This is a genomic window from Caulobacter henricii, from assembly GCF_001414055.1.
Classification (GTDB): Bacteria; Pseudomonadota; Alphaproteobacteria; order Caulobacterales; family Caulobacteraceae; genus Caulobacter; species Caulobacter henricii.
The window spans coordinates 646674-664164 of record NZ_CP013002.1 but is presented as its reverse complement, the minus strand read 5'-3'; the positions used below and the strand labels follow the sequence as shown (position 1 = coordinate 664164).

General features: G+C 66.5%; 17 protein-coding genes. 6 read left to right on the top strand and 11 right to left on the bottom strand.

What is annotated here, in order from left to right:
* Positions 1-72 precede the first annotated feature (72 nt).
* From AQ619_RS03185 to AQ619_RS03170, 4 genes are all read right to left on the bottom strand, one after another.
* The gene (locus tag AQ619_RS03185; protein WP_084746170.1) at positions 73-1212 is read right to left on the bottom strand and encodes a hypothetical protein; all 1140 of its coding nucleotides are present in this window, start codon (positions 1210-1212) and stop codon (positions 73-75) included.
* A gap of 86 nt (positions 1213-1298) precedes the next feature.
* Complete coding sequence (locus tag AQ619_RS03180) at positions 1299-3032, bottom strand: ATP-binding protein (protein ID WP_062151229.1); 1734 nt, start codon at positions 3030-3032, stop codon at positions 1299-1301.
* Between the two features lie 85 nt (positions 3033-3117).
* Positions 3118-4404, bottom strand: coding sequence for an adenylosuccinate synthase (locus AQ619_RS03175; protein ID WP_062144132.1), 1287 nt, complete (start codon positions 4402-4404; stop codon positions 3118-3120).
* Positions 4405-4527: 123 nt separating this feature from the next.
* A complete protein-coding gene (locus tag AQ619_RS03170) occupies positions 4528-5136 on the bottom strand; it encodes an acyloxyacyl hydrolase (protein ID WP_062144129.1) in 609 nt (202 codons plus the stop codon).
* Positions 5137-5235: 99 nt separating this feature from the next.
* Here AQ619_RS03170 and AQ619_RS03165 point away from each other — a divergent pair, with 99 nt between their 5' ends.
* The 4 genes from AQ619_RS03165 (at position 5236) to AQ619_RS03150 (ending at position 10864) form a co-directional block, all read left to right on the top strand.
* Positions 5236-6213, top strand: coding sequence for a threonine ammonia-lyase (locus tag AQ619_RS03165; RefSeq protein ID WP_062144126.1), 978 nt, complete (start codon positions 5236-5238; stop codon positions 6211-6213).
* Positions 6214-6330: 117 nt separating this feature from the next.
* A complete protein-coding gene (locus AQ619_RS03160; RefSeq protein ID WP_166504131.1) occupies positions 6331-7557 on the top strand; it encodes an alanine racemase in 1227 nt (408 codons plus the stop codon).
* An 82-nt stretch (positions 7558-7639) separates the two neighbouring features.
* Positions 7640-9292: a M28 family metallopeptidase gene (locus AQ619_RS03155; protein WP_062144123.1), complete on the top strand. Its 1653-nt coding sequence runs from the start codon at positions 7640-7642 to the stop codon at positions 9290-9292.
* A 183-nt stretch (positions 9293-9475) separates the two neighbouring features.
* Positions 9476-10864 carry an L-serine ammonia-lyase gene (locus tag AQ619_RS03150; RefSeq protein ID WP_062144120.1) on the top strand — a complete coding sequence of 463 codons (1389 nt, stop codon included), beginning with the start codon at positions 9476-9478 and terminating at the stop codon, positions 10862-10864.
* A 48-nt stretch (positions 10865-10912) separates the two neighbouring features.
* Here the strand turns inward: AQ619_RS03150 and AQ619_RS03145 are convergent, their stop codons facing one another.
* Both AQ619_RS03145 and AQ619_RS03140 read right to left on the bottom strand, forming a co-directional pair.
* The gene (locus AQ619_RS03145; RefSeq protein ID WP_062151223.1) at positions 10913-11215 is read right to left on the bottom strand and encodes a helix-turn-helix domain-containing protein; all 303 of its coding nucleotides are present in this window, start codon (positions 11213-11215) and stop codon (positions 10913-10915) included.
* A 14-nt stretch (positions 11216-11229) separates the two neighbouring features.
* Positions 11230-11592 (bottom strand): type II toxin-antitoxin system RelE/ParE family toxin, encoded by a 363-nt coding sequence (locus AQ619_RS03140; protein ID WP_207205012.1) that lies wholly within the window; start codon positions 11590-11592, stop codon positions 11230-11232.
* 156 nt (positions 11593-11748) lie between these two features.
* Between AQ619_RS03140 and AQ619_RS03135 the strand changes: the two genes are divergently transcribed.
* The gene (locus AQ619_RS03135) at positions 11749-12501 is read left to right on the top strand and encodes a DUF72 domain-containing protein (protein WP_062144117.1); all 753 of its coding nucleotides are present in this window, start codon (positions 11749-11751) and stop codon (positions 12499-12501) included.
* Between the two features lie 87 nt (positions 12502-12588).
* Complete coding sequence (locus tag AQ619_RS03130) at positions 12589-12891, top strand: hypothetical protein (RefSeq protein WP_062144114.1); 303 nt, start codon at positions 12589-12591, stop codon at positions 12889-12891.
* Positions 12892-12916: 25 nt separating this feature from the next.
* Here AQ619_RS03130 and yihA read toward each other — a convergent pair whose 3' ends face one another.
* The 5 genes from yihA to AQ619_RS03105 form a co-directional block, all read right to left on the bottom strand.
* A complete protein-coding gene (gene yihA / locus AQ619_RS03125; protein ID WP_084745730.1) occupies positions 12917-13603 on the bottom strand; it encodes a ribosome biogenesis GTP-binding protein YihA/YsxC in 687 nt (228 codons plus the stop codon).
* Positions 13603-15465 carry a membrane protein insertase YidC gene (gene yidC / locus AQ619_RS03120; protein ID WP_062144111.1) on the bottom strand — a complete coding sequence of 621 codons (1863 nt, stop codon included), beginning with the start codon at positions 15463-15465 and terminating at the stop codon, positions 13603-13605. Before yidC ends, yihA begins: the two co-directional genes overlap by 1 nt.
* Positions 15466-15472: 7 nt before the next feature.
* Positions 15473-15940, bottom strand: coding sequence for a ribonuclease P protein component (gene rnpA, locus AQ619_RS03115; RefSeq protein WP_084745728.1), 468 nt, complete (start codon positions 15938-15940; stop codon positions 15473-15475).
* Between the two features lie 112 nt (positions 15941-16052).
* Positions 16053-16187 carry a 50S ribosomal protein L34 gene (gene rpmH, locus AQ619_RS03110; protein WP_012284717.1) on the bottom strand — a complete coding sequence of 45 codons (135 nt, stop codon included), beginning with the start codon at positions 16185-16187 and terminating at the stop codon, positions 16053-16055.
* Positions 16188-16421: 234 nt separating this feature from the next.
* Positions 16422-17417 carry an NADPH:quinone oxidoreductase family protein gene (locus AQ619_RS03105; protein ID WP_166504130.1) on the bottom strand — a complete coding sequence of 332 codons (996 nt, stop codon included), beginning with the start codon at positions 17415-17417 and terminating at the stop codon, positions 16422-16424.
* Positions 17418-17491: the final 74 nt, after the last annotated feature.

Sequence of the window (17491 nt, the reverse complement as noted above, 5' to 3'; positions counted from 1 at the left end):
GCTGGGTTACTGGGCGCTGAGCCTAGCGACCATTGGTAAAGATCCACTTGATAACGATTGCAAAAAAGGCCCTCAGCCGGGCAGGTTCACGCTGAGGCCGCTCTCGAAATCTTGAAATATATCAATAGCTTCTTCGACCTGAGCCGTTGGCGGGCGCCCGTCCGGGAAGCGATAGCGCCAGTAGCTTGAGATGTGTGAGATCACCCCGACCTTTTCTCCCAGCGAGAGGAACATCTCCGGCGCGCGCAGCAGGAAAGCCCGGAAGGCCTGGGGCTTGCCGTTCTCGATCAGGTCTTCGAAAGCATCGTCATAGACCTTGAGCGTGCGCTGCACCGCCATGCGCTCGACCATGATCCCCGCCTGGAGACGCTTGCGAGTCTCGTCGAGATAGCGGGCAGTGTCGGTGTCACGCACCCCTGGAATGACCAGCTGGCCGATCTCGGCGCTTATCTCCGAAAGCCGGGGCCAAAGATTGTTCAGCATCCATTTGTAATAGAGGAAGCCCTTCCAGCTGAAGACGCCTTCCTTGAAGCTTTCGCCCTCCAGCACCAAGGTTTCGCGTAGCGGCTCCAGGCGTTCGTCGACATCCGTCGACAGCAGGGCTTCCACCAGGCGGGCAGCGTGAGCGCCCGAAGCGCGTCCGGTGTCGCGATAGGCCAGTTCGATCAGGCGTGAGATCTCGAAGCCGACAAAGCCCTGCATCTGGTCCAGATCGGCCGCCGACAGGGCGAAATAGCAGTCCGCGACCCTCATGCCGTGGCGACGCAGGTGCTCGCGCAGCAGGAAGGGATCCAGGGACGGCAGCATGTCGATCATGCGCAGGGTGGCTGCGTCGCGCACCATGTCAGTGGTATCTTTGCAGGCTTCCCGCAGCAGTTCGTCCCAGCCACGCTGTCCCACAAAGAAGGACTGGCCGCCCAGGCCCAGGTCGCTGCGGTCGAAGGGGATGATGATCTTGGTGGCCGTCGGGCGCACGTCGTCGAACAGGAAGATGTCGTCGCTGCGCAGGCGATGCTTGATGATCAGGGCGTTGTTGAGCACCCGGTTGCGAAACAGCGGATGCTGGCTGTGTTCCGGGCGATGGCCACTGGTTGCCTGAATGGCCAGCAGGTTCAGCACCCGACTGGTCGAAGCCGTTCGCTCCAGCGCCCGCAGGCTACGGGTCACCCGATCATTGTTGCGCACCGGCTTGAGGTTTCGACGCGCTGACAAGAACAAGACCCTCTGGAGACCTTATTGCCTCTAAGGCTCCAGGGCTAAGGCTTCGCTAATAGGGCGGCTATACTCGGCCAGGAAACTCAGATCGGGGCGAAATGCACCGGCCCGGCCGGCCCGTCAGGTTCGGTCGAGGACCGGCTCATCCGCGCCACGGCCGCCAGCAGACCGGCCGGCTGGATCGGCTTGGGATGGGCGTCATCAAAGCCCTGGGCCAGCAGGCGCTCCGCCTCACCGGCCATGGCATCGGCGGTCAGGGCCAGGATCGGAATGTCAGGCCGGCCGCCCTCGCCCGCCCGGATGCGCCGCACGGCCTCGACCCCATCCATCTCGGGCATGTGGACGTCCATCAGCACAACGTCGAAATTCTCGACCCGCAAACGCGCCAGGGCCTGGCGGCCGTCATTGGCGGTCTCGACGACAATACCTGCCGATTCCAGGATGGCCCGGGCCACCATCTGGTTGACCCGATTGTCGTCGACGACCAGCACCCGGACCCCTTCAACGGTGAGGGCGGGGCCGGCCGGTTCGAGGGCGGCGGGGGCCTGGGCCGGGGTCAAGGCCAGATGGACCCGGAAGGCCGAACCCTGCCCCGGCGCGCTGGTCACGGTGATCTGGCCGCCCATCAACTGGGCGAGGTGCCGGCTGATCGCCAGGCCCAGGCCTGTGCCGCCGAACCGCCGCGCCGTCGACCGATCGCCCTGGCTGAAGGGGCTGAACAGAGTGACCTGCTGCTCGACGCTGAGACCGACGCCCGTATCGACAACCGTGATATCCACGCCGCCCGCCTCGCCCGGGGCAATGCGGATCTCGATGCGACCTACCTCGGTGAACTTCAGGGCATTGGAGACGAGGTTCAGCAGGATCTGCCGCACCCGCATCGGATCCCCCAGCAGCCAGGTCGGTGTCCCGGGCGCGACGTCGAGCGTCAGGACCAGGCCCTTCTGCTGGGCGGTCTGGCTCCAGACCAGATGGATCTGGCTGGCCAGCCGGCGAATTTCGAAGGGCTCGGCCTCCAGTTCCAGCTTGCCCGCCTCGACCTTCGACAGGTCCAGAATGTCATTGAGAATGGTCATCAGGCCATCGCCGGACTGGATGATCATCTCGAGATAGTCGGCCTGCCGGGCATCCAGCCGGGTGGTGCCCAGGGCATGGGCCAGACCCAGCACACCGTTCATAGGCGTGCGCAGTTCATGGCTCATCATGGCCACGAAGGCCGACTTGGCCCGGTTGGCCTCGGTCGCCTGGGCCTGGGCCTGCTCCAGGGCCACGGCATTGGCACGCACCCGGCGCGACGTATCCAGGAAATAGGCGAGCAGGGCGGCCAGGGTGATGGCCACAACCGCCAGGTCCCAGGCCTTGAAGCCGCCGGCCAGCAGGGGGGCGACCGTCAAGGCAATGAAGGGCGGCGGGGCCATGGCCAGCAGGACCGAACGGCTGATCGCCGAATACTTCAGGGCGTCAAGCATCAGGCCAAACAGGAAGAGAATGGCCGCAAACTTCATGCTTGGCGGACCATGGGCCCAGCTCAGACCCGCCATGGTCGCCCAGGCCATGCTGTAGGCCGCCGGGATTCCCAGCCGCAATGGCACGATCAACTGCTCGGGATGCGCCGTGACATAGCGATGGAGGATCCGCAGAAGCCCTTCCAGGACGCCGATCACCGCCAGCCAGGCGAGGCAGGCCATGGGGCCGAAATGGAAGGCCAGCAGACCGCCGGCCAGGGCTGTCGCCGCCAGACGAGCCGAGGCACTGCGCCGACCCATCTCGAGCGCCGCGCCGTTCAACCCGTCATTCAGGAACTCACGCAGACCCAAGGCCGACACCCTCGCAACGTCTAGCTGTATCACGCTAGGCCATGACGGGTTTCAGGGACCTTTAGGCTCAACCTTAGCCGGTGCCCTAACCCTGGAACGGATCACGCATCAGGATGGTGTCATCCCGTTCAGGGCTTGTCGACAGCAAGGCCACCGGCGCACCGATCAGTTCCTCGACCCGACGCACATACTTTATGGCATTGGCGTTGAGATCCTTGAACGAGCGGGCCCCGGCCGTGCTTTCGCTCCAGCCTTCCATCTCTTCATAGATCGGCACGGCGGCAGCCTGGTCGCGCATGCCGGCCGGCAGATAGTCGACCTCACGGTCGCCGATCTTGTAGCCGACGCAGATCTTCAGGGTCTTCAGGCCGTCCAGCACGTCCAGCTTGGTCAGGGCGATGCCGTCGATGCCATTGATGGCCACCGACTGGCGCACCAGCACCGCATCGAACCAGCCGCAGCGTCGGGCGCGGCCGGTATTGACCCCGACCTCGCGGCCGACCGTCGACAGGTGCTTGCCGACCTCGTCATCCAGTTCACAGGCGAACGGGCCCTCGCCGACCCGGGTCGTATAGGCCTTGACGATGCCGAGCACATAGCCCGGGCCCTTGGGACCCATGCCCGATCCGGCGGCGGCCTGTCCGGCGACGGTGTTGGACGAGGTGACGAACGGATAGGTGCCGTGGTCGACATCCAGCAGGGCGCCCTGGGCCCCTTCGAACAGGATGCGCTTGCCGGCCTTGTGGGCCTGGTCCAGCAGCCGCCAGGCGGGCTGGGCATAGGCCAGGATCTGCGGCGCGATTTCCATAAGCTGGTCGAACAGGGCCGCGCCGTCGGCCTCCGGCAGGCCAAGGCCCCGGCGCAGGGCTCCGTGGTGGCTGAGCAGGCGCTCGATCTTGGGCTTCAGGGCCTCGGGGTCGGCCAGGTCGGCGACGCGGATGGCCCGGCGGCCGACCTTGTCCTCATAGGCCGGACCAATGCCGCGACCGGTGGTGCCGATCTTCTGGGTCGACTGGGCTTCGCGGCCCTGGTCCAGGTCCTTGTGCAGCGGCAGGATCAGGGTGGCATTGTCGGCCAGCACCAGCAGGTCCGGGCCGATGATCACGCCCTGTTCGGCGATCTTGGCGATCTCGCCCAGCAGGTGCCAGGGATCGACGACCACGCCGTTGCCGATCACCGACAGCTTGCCCTGCACCACGCCCGAGGGCAGCAGGGCCAGCTTGTAGACCTTGCCGTCGACCACCAGGGTGTGGCCGGCATTGTGGCCGCCCTGGAAGCGCACGACGACGTCCGCCCGGTTGGACAGCCAGTCGACGATCTTGCCCTTGCCTTCATCGCCCCACTGGGCGCCGACGACGGTCACATTGGCCATGGTAGAGATATGCCTTGTCACCTGCCCGGTGACGTCACGCGGCCCTTCGACAGGACTCGGCCGCAGACGCTTAGTCGATTGTGGGCGGCGACACGGGAGCGGTCAAAGCCGGCCCCCGCGAAGTCAGAAGGCGTAGACCAGCCGAACCCCCACGTCGTCAAGCCCCTGGTTCTTGCCCTGGTGGAAGATCTGGCCGTTCGACAGGTGGGTGTAGCTGAGCTCACCTGACCAGCGGTCATTGAACTGGTAGCCCAGGGCAATCTCGGGCTCGAACAGCACCTGGGATCCGAAGTCGATCCGCGTGTAGTAGAGCTTGGTGCGGCGGGCGCGTTCCTGCGGGGTCAGGTTCGGGGCATTGGCAGCCGGCAGACCGGCCTCGCCGTCGGTATAGGCCAGACCGATACCGGGGCGCAGATAGAAGCCGCCCGACTGGCCCAGATCCAGCTTCCAGTTGAAGCCCGCGGCGACGAAGTTGGAGGTGTTCTCGCTGTTGATCGAGACGAAGGTGTGGACCTGCGGCTTGCCCAGCCAGGTCAGGCTCTCGATGCGGCCGGTGCGATAGCCCAGATGGATGTCGACCCCGTCCTCGCGACCGGCGGCCCCCAGGCCCACGGCCTCACCGATGAAGGTGACATCATGCTTGTAGGCCCCGACAAAGACCTCACCCGCCAGGGCCGGCGCGGAGAAACCCAGCACCGCGACAGCGGCGGCGGCAAACAGTGCGGTCTTCATGTGGATTCCCTCAACAGCCCAACCCCGCGCTGGTTATGGCGTGAACAGCGAGCCTCGCAAAGGGTTTCGATGCGGGCGCGCGCAGGTTAGACCTTGGTCATGACTGTCACGCTTTCCAATATCCAGGCCGCCGCCGAACGCCTGAAGGGCCAGGCGGTCGTGACTGCGCTCCTCGAAAGCCCGGCCCTCAATGAGCGCCTGGGCGGCCGGGTCCTGCTCAAGCCCGAGACCCTGCAGCGGGCCGGGGCCTTCAAGTTCCGCGGGGCCTATAACCGCCTCAGCCAGCTGACCGCCGATGAGCGCCGGCGCGGCGTCGTCGCCTTTTCATCCGGCAACCACGCCCAGGGCGTGGCCCTGGCGGCCCAGCTCGTCGGCTGCCCCGCCCTGATCGTCATGCCCTCCGACTCGCCGACCGTGAAGGTCGAGGGCACCCGCGGGTTCGGGGCCGAGATCCGCTTCTATGACCGCTTCACCGAGGACCGCGTCGCGATCGCCGACGAGATCGCCGCCGAGCGCGGATGCGTCGTGGTGCCGTCCTATGATGATCCGCATATCATCGCGGGCCAGGGCACGCTGGGCCTCGAGATCGTCGAGCAGGCGACGGCGGCTGGCGCAAGCCTGGACACCCTGATCTGCTGCGTCGGCGGCGGCGGTCTGATCGCCGGAACCTCGACGGCCGTGAAGGCCCTGTCGCCCGCCACCGCGATCTGGGGCGTCGAGCCCGCCGGCTTCGACGAGACCCGCCGTTCGCTGGCAAGCGGCCAGCGCGAGACCATCGACAAGGACGCCCGCTCGATCTGCGACGCCCTGCTGACCCCGATCCCCGGCGAGCTGACCTTTCCGATCAACCAGGCCCACCTCGCCGGCATCGTCGCGGTCACCGATGCCGAGGTGGCCGAGGCCATGCGCTACGCCTTCTCGACCTTGAAGCTGGTGGTCGAGCCGGGCGGCTGCGTGGCGCTGACGGCGGCCCTGACGGGCAAGATCGACCTGAAGGGCCAGACGGCAGCGATCGTGCTGTCGGGGGGCAATGTCGATCCGGCCCTGTTCGCGCGGGTGCTGGCGGGCGAGATTTAACGCCCTATCACGCCATCCCGCGCTTTATGCGCGGGACCCATGGTTCAGCTCGCACGTGCGCGCTAGCGTGGCATCGTCCCTAAGGCGGACAGATGGGTCCCGCGCATAAAGCGCGGGATGACGGATTGGATCGGGAATGGGATCAGCATGAACTTTCCAGGCGCAGACGCCCTCCCCCAGACCCCGCTCCTTGTGGTCGACAAGGCCGCCCTGCTGCGTAATCTCGACCGCATGCAGGCCCTCTGTGACGCGGCCGGCGTGCGGCTGCGGGCCCATGGCAAGACCCACAAGTGCTCGACCCTTGGCCGGCTGATCGTCGAGCGCGGGGCGGTCGGCCTTTGCGCCCAGACTGTCGGTGAGGCCGAGGCCTTCGTGGCCGGCGGGATCACCGACATCCTCGTCACCGCCGCCCCACCGCCCTGGGCTGCGCCGCGTCTGGCGGCCCTGGCGAGATCCGGGGCCCGGATCGGCGTCACGGCCGACGATGCCGGCCAGATCGACCGCCTGTCGGACGCCGCCGTGGCGGCCGGGACCCTGCTGGACCTGGTCGTCGACCTGGACCTGGGCACCCATCGCACGGGGGCCTATCCGCACGAAGCCCTGGCCCTGGCCCGGGCCGCCGACGCCTCGCCGGGCTTGCGCTTTGCCGGGATCCAGGCCTATCTCGGCCACCTGCAGCATCTGGACGACGGGGCCCTGCGCCGGTCGGCCGACGAGGCCGCCTTCGCCACCCTCAAGACCCTGGTCGCCGAACTGACCGCCGCCGGCCTGCCGCCGCCCGTGGTCACCGGCGGCGGCACCGGCACCCATGCCTTTGACCTGGCCTCGGGCGTCTTCACCGAGCTGCAGGCCGGCTCCTATGGCGTGATGGACGTAGAGTACGACGCCTGCGGGGCCCCGGGCGGCGGCGACTGGCCGTTCGAGCCGTCCCTGTTCATCGCCGCCAGTGTCGTCTCGGCCCGTCACAAGAGCCATGTCGTCGTCGATGCCGGCTTCAAGGCCGTATCGATGGACGGCCCACCGGCGCGCATGGTCTCCGGTGCCGCCCCTGGCTCGCTGTGGCGGCCGATGGGCGACGAACACGGCATGATCGCCCACCCGGCCATGATCGACGTCCTGAAGGCCGCCGGCCGCGATCCGCTCGGCTTCGACCGTGCGGTCAGCGCGGCCGATGCCGACCCGGCCCGGGCCTTCCCGCCCGACGTCCCCAAGGTGGGCGACATCGTCTGGCTGCAGCCGGGCCACTGCGATCCGACCATCAATCTCTATGACGCCCTGCATGTCTGGGATGGCGCGGTGCTGCAGCGCTGGGCCGTGGATGGGCGACGGATCTCCAGGGCCTGACGCCACTGGCCCCTTCCCCTAACGGAAGACCCCGGATACGGTCCCGCCCCAACGACAAGATTTGCTCCAAAGAGTGACAAAGATGAAACGCCTTCTGCTCGCCACTGCCCTGTTCACGGCCCCCATGCTGGCCCATGCCGCGGATGCGCCGAAGATCGACCCCGCCAATCTGGCCGCCCACATCAAGACCCTGTCATCGGACGCCTTCGAGGGTCGCGGCCCCGCCACGGCCGGCGAGACCAAGACCGTCGCCTATATCGTCGAACAGATGCAGGCTGCGGGCCTGGAGCCCGGCGGCGACCTGAAGGACGGCAAGCGCGCCTGGACCCAGGACGTGCCGCTGGGCATGTTCGAAATCAAGGGCCCGGTCAGCGCCCACATGATGGTCGGTAACAGCCACATCGCCCTTAATCAGGGTGAACAGATCGCCATCCGTGCGGCCATGACCAATGTCGACAAGGTGTCGATCCAGAACGCCCCGATCGTCTTCGCCGGCTATGGCGTCAAGGCCCCGGAACGGAACTGGGACGATTTCAAAGGCCTGGACGTCAAGGGCAAGATCGTCGTCGTCCTGATCAATGACCCGGACTTCGAGACCGGGTCCGGTGACTTCGGCGGCAAGGCCATGACCTATTATGGCCGCTGGACCTACAAGTTCGAGGAAGCCGCCCGCCTCGGTGCGGCCGGCCTGCTGATCGTGCATGAGACGGCCCCCGCCTCCTACGGCTGGGCCACGGTCAAGAACTCCAACACCAACACGATGTTCGACATCGTCCGCAAGGAGCCGACCAAGCAGCACCCGGCCCTGGAAGGCTGGATCCAGCGCGACACCGCCGTGGAGCTGTTCAAGGCGGCCGGCCTGGATTTTGACGCCCTGAAGAAGCAGGCCCATAGCCGCGACTTCAAACCGGTGGAACTGAAGGGCGCGACCTTCTCGGCCGCCTATGCCGTCGAGCCCAAGGTGATCATTTCCAAGAACGTGGTCGGCAAGCTGACCGGTGCCAAGCGTCCGGACGAGACGGTGTTCTTCACCGGCCACTGGGACCATCTGGGCGTGGGCCTGGCCGATGCCAAGGGCGACACGATCTATAACGGCGCCGTCGACAACGCGACCGGCATCGCGGCTATGCTGGAAATGGGCCGGGTGTTCGCCAAGAGCCCCCGCGCCGACCGCACCCTGGTCTTCCTGGCCGTGACCGCCGAGGAAAAGGGCCTGCTGGGCTCGGAGTACTATGCGGCCAACCCGCTCTATCCTCTGGCCAAGACCGTCGGCGTGCTGAACACCGACGCCCTGGATCCCGCCGGCCCGGCCAAGGACTTCACCATCTCGGGCAGCGCCAAGCTGGGCCTGCTGGACGATCTGATCGCTCACGGCAAAAAGGTCGGCCGCACCTATACGCCTGATCCGGCCACGGAAGCCGGCTACTTCTATCGCTCGGACCACTTCCCCTTCGCCAAGCGCGGTGTGCCGGCCATCTCGTTCGGCTCGGGCGAGGATCTGGTCGAGGGCGGTGTGGCGGCCGGCAAGGCCTTCGCCGACGCCTATCGCATCAATGCCTATCACCAGCCGGCCGACGAGTGGAACGCCAGCTGGCGACTCGATGGCATGACCGCTGACATCAGCCTGATCCAGGGCCTTGGTGCGGATCTGGCCAACTCCACCCGCTGGCCCGAATGGGGCGAGGGTTCGGAGTTCAAGGGAACCCGCGACGCCTCGAAGGCAGAGCGCAAGTAGGCCTCAGCTCAATCCTGTCATCCCGGAAGCCTCCCAGAGGCTATCCGGGACCCATGGGCCGGCGCATCGCGCTGCGCCCTGGGTCCCGGCTTTCCCCCGGCCTTCGCCGGAGGGCGGCAGTGATGACAAGCCTGTTTTGAACCGGATAGCGCCGACCGCAATGCGGTCGAGCGGGATACACCCATGACAGCCTCAGTCTTCGACCTCTTCAAACTCGGCGTAGGCCCGTCGAGCAGCCACACCATGGGCCCGATGACGGCGGCGGTGCTGTTCGTCGGCCGGCTGCGTGACAGTGGCAGGCTTGCCGACGTCGCCCGCGTCGAGACGCGCCTCTATGCGTCCCTGGCCCTGACCGGCCACGGCCACGCCACCGACCGGGCGGTCGTGCTGGGCCTGATGGGCTTCATCCCCGCCGAGCTCGATCCCGATGCAGGCGAAGCCGCCCTGACCGAGGCGCGCGCCAGCCAGTGGCTGTCCCTGGGCGGCGAGACCGGGATCGCCTTCGACGAGGCCCGCGACATCGTCTGGCTGGGCCATGAGCGTTTGCCCCAGCATCCCAACGGCCTGACCTTTTCCGCCTTCGACGCCGCCGGCATCCTGATCGCCGAACGGACCTATTTCTCGGTCGGCGGCGGCTTTGTCCGCGACGAGTCCGAGATGGGCCGCAACGCGCCGCCCGAGGAGGGTCCCGCCATCCCGTTTCCGTTCGAGAGCGGGGCGGACCTGCTGCAGCGCGCCGCCGATGCCGGCCTGACCATCGCCGGGGTGATGGGGGCCAATGAACTGGCGCGCATGAGCCAGGACGAGATGCATGCGGGCCTGGACCGAATCTATGGGGCCATGGAGGCCTGTATCGACCGCGGCATGCGCCAGGACGGCATCCTGCCCGGCGGGCTTTCGGTCAAGCGCCGCGCCCGGCAGATCCACCAGACCCTGCAGGGGCGAATGGAGCGGCAGATCAGTGACCCTCTGGCCGCCATGGATTTCGTCAATCTGTGGGCCATGGCCGTCAATGAGGAGAACGCCGCCGGCGGCCGGGTGGTCACCGCCCCGACCAATGGCGCGGCCGGGCTGGTGCCGGCGGTGCTGCGCTTCTTCGTGCGCTTCTATCAGGGCACGCCGGACCAGGTGCGTACCTTTCTGCTCACCGCCGCCGCCATCGGTGCCCTCTACAAGCGCAATGCCTCGATCAGCGGGGCCGAGGTCGGCTGCCAGGGTGAGGTCGGCGTCGCCTGCTCCATGGCTGCCGCCGGCCTGTGCGCTGCCCTCGGCGGGACCAATGCCCAGATCGAAAATGCCGCCGAGATCGGCATGGAGCACAATCTGGGCCTGACCTGCGATCCGATCGGCGGCCTGGTGCAGATCCCCTGCATCGAGCGCAATGCCATGGGGGCCATCAAGGCCATCGACGCCGCCCGGCTGGCCCTGCTGGGCGACGGCCAGCACTCGGTGAGCCTCGACAAGGTGATCGCCACCATGAAGCGCACCGGCGAGGACATGAACGAGATCTACAAGGAAACCTCGATGGGCGGCCTGGCTGTGGGCCTGTCGGTCAACCGGGTGGAGTGCTGATTTGAAGCGGCGCGGCGTCTGGATCGCAGCCGTTTAGATTTGAAGCCATCAACTGGACGCCAGCGCCCGCGCGACGGCGGCGGGCTCGCGATCAATCACCGTCAGCAGAATGCGTGCGGCGGCCTCCGGGCGACGGCGGTGCTGCTCCCAGTCCTTCACGGCAGACGCGCTGAAGCCGAACCGGGCGGCGAAAGCGCTCTGGCTGAGGCCCAGTCTCTGGCGGATCGCCCTGACGTCCACCTCGCCCGGTGCCCGAAGACGCGCCGGCGCGGCGCGGCCTTCGACGATTTGCGCAACCTCTTCGAGGCCCGCCATGATGCGGTGGAAGTTGACGTCGTCGCCCTGGCTCATCGTCTCGATCCCGATCAATGCCTCTGCAGCCCGCCGCTCCCGGCGGCGACAATCCTCTTGGCCATGTTTGCCATGGCGGCGACCTCGGCGGCGGAAAAGTTGCCTCGGCTGCCCTTAGACAACATCGCCACCAGATAAACCGGCAATCCCGCATGAGCGAAGAAGGTCACGACGCGATAGCCGCCCGACTTCCCCCGTCCCCTGCCGGCGATACGCACCTTGCGGCAACCACCCGAGCCAACAATCATTTCGCCCGCTTCGGGATTGGCGGCCAGCATTCGCTCCATAGCCTCCATCTCCGCCTCGGTCATGCCATCGGCCTTAGCCTGGGCCAGAAAGCCGGCGGTATAGGCCACCGTGTGCAACGGCTTCAGCACCTGCCCTCCAGACTACGGCATTGCCGTATGAAATCCAGTCAATAATCCGGCAATGCCGTATAAATTATGAAAGCGCGCTTCCTGTGCGGGGCCTTTTTTCCCTCGACGCCTCGCCCAACCTCACCTAACTTCGAAAAGAACAAGAAGGGAACAAAAATGTCCTCAGGCGTCATTCGAACCGGCATCGGCGGCTGGACGTTCGAGCCCTGGCGCGGCGTTTTCTATCCCGACACGGTCAAGCAGAAGGACGAGCTGCGATACGCGTCGTCCCGGCTGACCAGCCTCGAGATCAACGGCACCTACTATTCGACCTTCAAGCCCGACAGCTGGCGCAGGTGGCATGACGAAACGCCGGACGACTTTGTCTTTTCGGTCAAGGCGAGCCGGTTCTGCACCAATCGCAAGGTGCTGTCGGCCAATGGCGAGTCGCTGAAGAAGTTCCTCGGCCAGGGCCTGACCGAGCTGGGCGACAAGCTGGGACCGATCAACTGGCAGTTCATGGGCACGAAGAAGTTCGAACCGGAGGACTTCGAGGGCTTCCTGAAACTGCTGCCGCGCGAGATCGGCGGCCGCCCGGCCCGCCATGCCCTGGAGGTTCGCAACCCGACCTTCGCCACGACGCAGTTCTATGATCTCGCGGCGCGGTACGGTGCGGCCATCGTCTATGCCGTCGATGACGATGAGCCGACCTGGCCCTGTATCGACCAGCCGACCGCCGACTTCACCTATGCCCGGCTGATGTGCAGCCGCGAGGACGAACCCACCGGCATGACCTCCGGGGAGCTGGACGGCGTGGTCGACCAGACCCGCGCCTGGGCCCGTCGCGGCGACGTGTTCGCCTATTTCATCTCGGGGGCCAAGGTCAGGAACCCGGCGGCGGCGATGGCGCTGATCGGAAAGCTGAAGTAGCGCGGCAAGCCCTGCAGCGCCCCCTCCGTCACCGGCCGCCAAAACATGGTTAGCCAAACCTTAACCGCCAGGCCCTAGGCTACGCCCATGCGCCGCGCTTTGACCCTGCTGCTTGTGTCCCTCGCCCTGGCCTCACCGGCCGGTGCCGACCCGACGCCTGCCTCCAAGGCCAAGGTCCCGCCGGCTGCCGCGGCCGTGGGTCCGCAGACCACCCTGCAGCCGCTGATCCCGCTGGCCTCAAGCCGGCCGGGCGGTGATGCGGGCCAGTGCCGGGCCGCCTGCGCGCGAAGCTATTATTTCTGCAAGGCGGGCGACGACGACATCTGCCCCAGCCAGTGGGCCCAGTGCACGGCACGCTGTACGGCGACCTACAGGCGGCAAGGATCCTGAGGGCGAGCCCCGTCCTTCCCGCCCCCTATTCGTCCAGGCAGACCCGCGAGATCTCGGCCCGCAGTTCCGGCATACCCAGGCCCTTTTCTGACGAGGTGGCCAGTACGCGCGGGAAGGCGGCGGGACGCTTGGCGATGGCCTTGAGGGTCTCGGCCGTGACCTTCTCGACCTCGTGCGGCTTGATCTTGTCGGCCTTGGTCAGGATGATCTGGTAGGAGACCGCCGCCGTATCGAGGGCATCCAGGGCCTCGCCGTCGACCTTCTTGAGGCCGTGGCGGGCGTCGATCAGCAGATAGACGCGCTTGAGCGTGGCCCGGCCGCGCAGATAGGCCCGGCCCAGGTCCTGGAACTTGCTGACCGTGGTCTTCGAAGCCCGCGCAAAGCCGTAGCCCGGCAGGTCGACCAGGCGCAGCTTCTCGGCCAGCAGGAAGAAGTTGATCTCCCGCGTCCGGCCCGGCTCGTTGGAGGCGCGGGCCAGGTATTTCTGCCCGACCAGCCCGTTGATCAGGCTGGACTTGCCGACATTGGAGCGGCCGGCAAAGCACACTTCCGGGGCGATCGGATGAGGCAGGCCGTCCATGTTGACGGCCCCCATCATGAAGGCCACGGGCTGGGCAAACAGCACACGCGCCGCCTCGATCTCTTCCTCGCTGAAGACGGGACCCTCAGGAGGTGAAAAATTGGGAGGCGGCGCGAAGTTGGGTTCGGTCATCAGGTCGCCGTTGCGGACTTGCCCTGGAACCGGGCGATGATTTGGTCGATCGGGTTCTCGACCTTGTAGCGGCGCATGATGATGTACTGCTGGAAGATCGTCAGGACGTTGCTCCAGCACCAGTAGATCACCAGGCCCACCGAGAACTGCGACAGGGTGAAGGTGAAGATGATCGGGAAGAACTGGAAGATCTTCTGCTGGATCGGATCAGCGGCCGGCGGGTTCATGGCCGTGGTCAGCCACATGGTGAAGCCGTACAGCAGCGGCCAGACGCCGATATGCAGCGGACCCGACAGGAAGGCGCCGATCAGCGGGGCGGTCGCCGGATCCCAGGGGATCAGACCGAACAGGTTCATGAAGGTAGACGGATCGCGGGCCGAAAGGTCCTGAATCCAGCCGAAGAACGGCGCATGCCGCATTTCGATGGTCACCGTCAGCACCTTGTAGAGCGAGTAGAACACCGGGATCTGGATCAGCATGGGCAGGCAGCCCATCATCGGATTGATCTTCTCCTTGGCGTACAGGCCCATCATCTCCTGCTGCTGCTTGGCCGGATCGTCCTTGAACTTGGCCTTCAGCTTCTCGACCTCGGGCGCGATCTTTTTGATCTTGGCCATGGACTCATAGCTCTTGTCCGCCAGCGGATAGAGAACGAGCTTGAGCGCGACGGTCAGCAGCAGGATGGCGACGCCGAAGTTGCCGACCAGCTGGAAGAACATCTCCATGATGTTGAAGATCGGGCGGGTGAAGAAGCGGAACATGCCCCAGTCGACGGCGTCGTCGAAGCGCGGCACCTCGGCCTTCTTCTCGTCCCAGAACTTCCACCAGGCCGGCGGCTGGCCGCCGAACTCGTAGTTGCGCAGCAGCGGAACGGTCTTGGCACCGGCGAACAGGCGGGTGTTCTGGGCGAGGGTCTGGCCGGGTGCCAGGGCCTTCACCGGACCGACGAAATTGACGTCATAGATGTCGACAGGGCCGGCCTGGGTGACGCGGTACTGGGCGGTGATGTCCTGGGCCTGATCCGGGATCAGGGCGGTCAGCCAGTACTTGTCGGTGATGCCGGCCCAGCCCCCCTTGGACACAAAGTTTTCGAGCGGCTTGTCCTTCTTCCACTTGCCGTACTTCTGCTGCTTCAGCTCGTGGCTCTTGCCGCCATCGATGCCGAAGACGCCGATCGCGCCTTCATGGACGATCTGGTTCTTGCCGAGGTCGGCCGGGATGCCCTGGCGCTGGACGGTGGCATAGGGGGCGAGGGACAGGGTCTGGGTGCCCTGGTTTCTGACGCTGTCGGCGACGGTGAACATCGCATTGGCGTCGACCGAAATGGTGCGGGTGAAGACCAGGCCCTGACCGTTGTCATAGGTCAGGACGACCGGCGAGGTCGGACGCAAGACCTGACCGGGGGCGGCGGTCCAGACCGTGCGGCTGTCGGGCAGGCCCGGCAGATTGGCACCGGCCCAGCCGAAATCGGCGAACCAGGCGTGCTCGGCACCCTCGGGGCGGAACAGCTCGACCGGCGGCGAATTCTTCTTGGTCGTCTGGGCATATTGCTTGAGCCACAGGTCATCGATCCGGCCGCCCTTCAGCGAGATCGAACCCGACAGGGCCGGCGTATCGACGACAAGGCGCGGGCTCTGGGCCTTGGCGGCGTCGCGCGACAGCTTCAGGGGCGCAGGCCGGCCGTCGGGGCCAAGCACGATCCCCGGCTGGGTCGCGGCCGTCTGGGCCTCGACGATCTTCTTGGCGCGCAGTTCGGCCTCGGCCTTCTTCTGCTGCGGACCCAGGATAAAGAACTGGTACCCGATCAGGATCGCGAACGCGCTGACGATGAACATCAACGTGTTTTTGTTGTCGTTCTGCATGGATGACTTAACCAGAAACGGAGGGGTCGGGCGCGCCTGGATTAGCAGGTTTAGCGTCGATGGGTGTGACTTCAGGAAGATCGGTGGATTGAGCCAGTCTGGCCCGGGCCTCCGCGCGATCATGTTCGGCCGCGAGGCTTATCAGCGCGGTTTTCACATCGTCAAGCAAACGCCCCCATTCGCGGGTGCGGGTGCCGCCGCGCGCGATGAATACATAGTCGTACATGGGGCGGCCATGAAGGGGTAACATCAGCCGCGCGGCCTCGCGCAGGCGGCGTTTGGCCCGATTGCGCTCGACGGAGCCCCCGACCTTCTTGGTGGCGGTGAACCCCACCCGGATCAGGGGGTCATCGTCGGACCGGGCCCGCATCTGCATGAAGACTGCCCCGCGCGACAGGGCCGGGGCCTTGGCGGCCTTCAGAAAGTCGGGGCGCTTTTTCAGGCGCTCGATCTTCAGCGGCTGGAGATCAGGCATGAAAAAAGCCGCCCTTCCGGCGAAAACCTGGGATCAGGTCTTTGGAAAGGGCGGCTTTTGTCATGGTCTCAAGCCTCCCGCGAGCGGGAGCAAAGAGCGGGGTAAGCCGCTCCTAGGCCGTCAGGCGCTTACGGCCCTTGGCGCGGCGACGCGCAACGATCTTCTGGCCGTTCTTGGTGGCCATACGCGCGCGGTAGCCGTGACGGCGGGCTCGCACGAGCTTCGACGGCTGGAATGTCCGCTTCACGAGGTGGCTCCGATAATAATGGGACGCGACGGCCGCAAGGCCTCCGCGAGTGAGGGGCGGTGGATAAGGGAACGGGCTGCGGCTGTCAACCTGAGTCGGTTCAGGGGTTTCGCTAAAACCCCTGCCCCTCCCTCGTCTTCGCCCGGTTCATCCGGGCGACCCAGGCTGAAGGCCAGGGCTGGCACGACCAACGCGGCTTGGGTCCTCCGCATGAAGCGGGGGATGACGAGGGTTTTAGGGCACGATCACGGCCTTCCCAACCACCTTGCGCTCCGCCAGCAGGTCAAACGCCTCGCGCCAGCGCTCCAGGGGCAGCTCGGCATGGACATGGGGCGAGATCACGCCCTCATCGGCCATCCGCCACACCGTCTCGCCGTTCTCGCGACCCTTCTCCGGGAACTGCCGGCCATACTCCCCGGCCCGCACTCCCATGACCGAGAAGCCCTTGATCAGCGGCATATTGACCGAGACCGTCGGGATCCGGCCCGAGGTGAAGCCGATGACCAGCAGCCGGCCGTCGAAGGCGATGCAGCGCACACTCTCGTCGAAGATGTCGCCGCCGACGGGATCATAGATGATATCGGCCCCGCGCCCGCCGGTGATGGCCTTGACCTGGTCCCTGAACCCGCCGGTGACATTGACCACCGCGTCGGGGGCATAGAGCGCCTGGATGGCCGCCAGCTTGTCGTCAGAGGCCGAGGCCGCGATCACCCGCGCGCCCAGGGCCCTGGCCAGGTCGACCGCCGCCAGCCCGACCCCGCCGGCCGCGCCATGGACCAGCACCCAGTCGCCCGGCTCGATCCGCGCCCGGCGGACCAGGGCGACATAGGCGGTCAGATAGGCCGCGCCATAGGCTGCAGCCTGGGCAAAGGACAGGCGCTCGGGCTTGGGCTTCAGGGCTTCGGCGTCGAGCACCGCATACTGGGCAAAGCCCCCCAGGCGCGCTCCGCCCACCACCGGGTCGCCCACGGAGAAGCCCGAGACCCCCTGCCCCAGGACCACGATCTCGCCGGCCAGATCAAGGCCGGGCGTGAAGGGCAGAGGCGGCTTGAACTGGTATTCGCCCCGCGTCATCAGCAGGTCGGGGAAGTTGACGCTGGCGGCGCAGACGCGGACCAGCACCTGGCCCGGGCCAGGCGTGGGCGTCGGGACTTCCAGCACGGTGCAGCCGGCATAGTCCGGGGCGAGGCTCTCGACGACGAGGGCGCGCATGGTGGGGCTCATCGGCACTCTCTTTCCCCGCTCTTCCCGGCGAAAGCCGGGATCCAGATCGAACCCGAAGCGGTCGGCGCGCCTAACTCAGA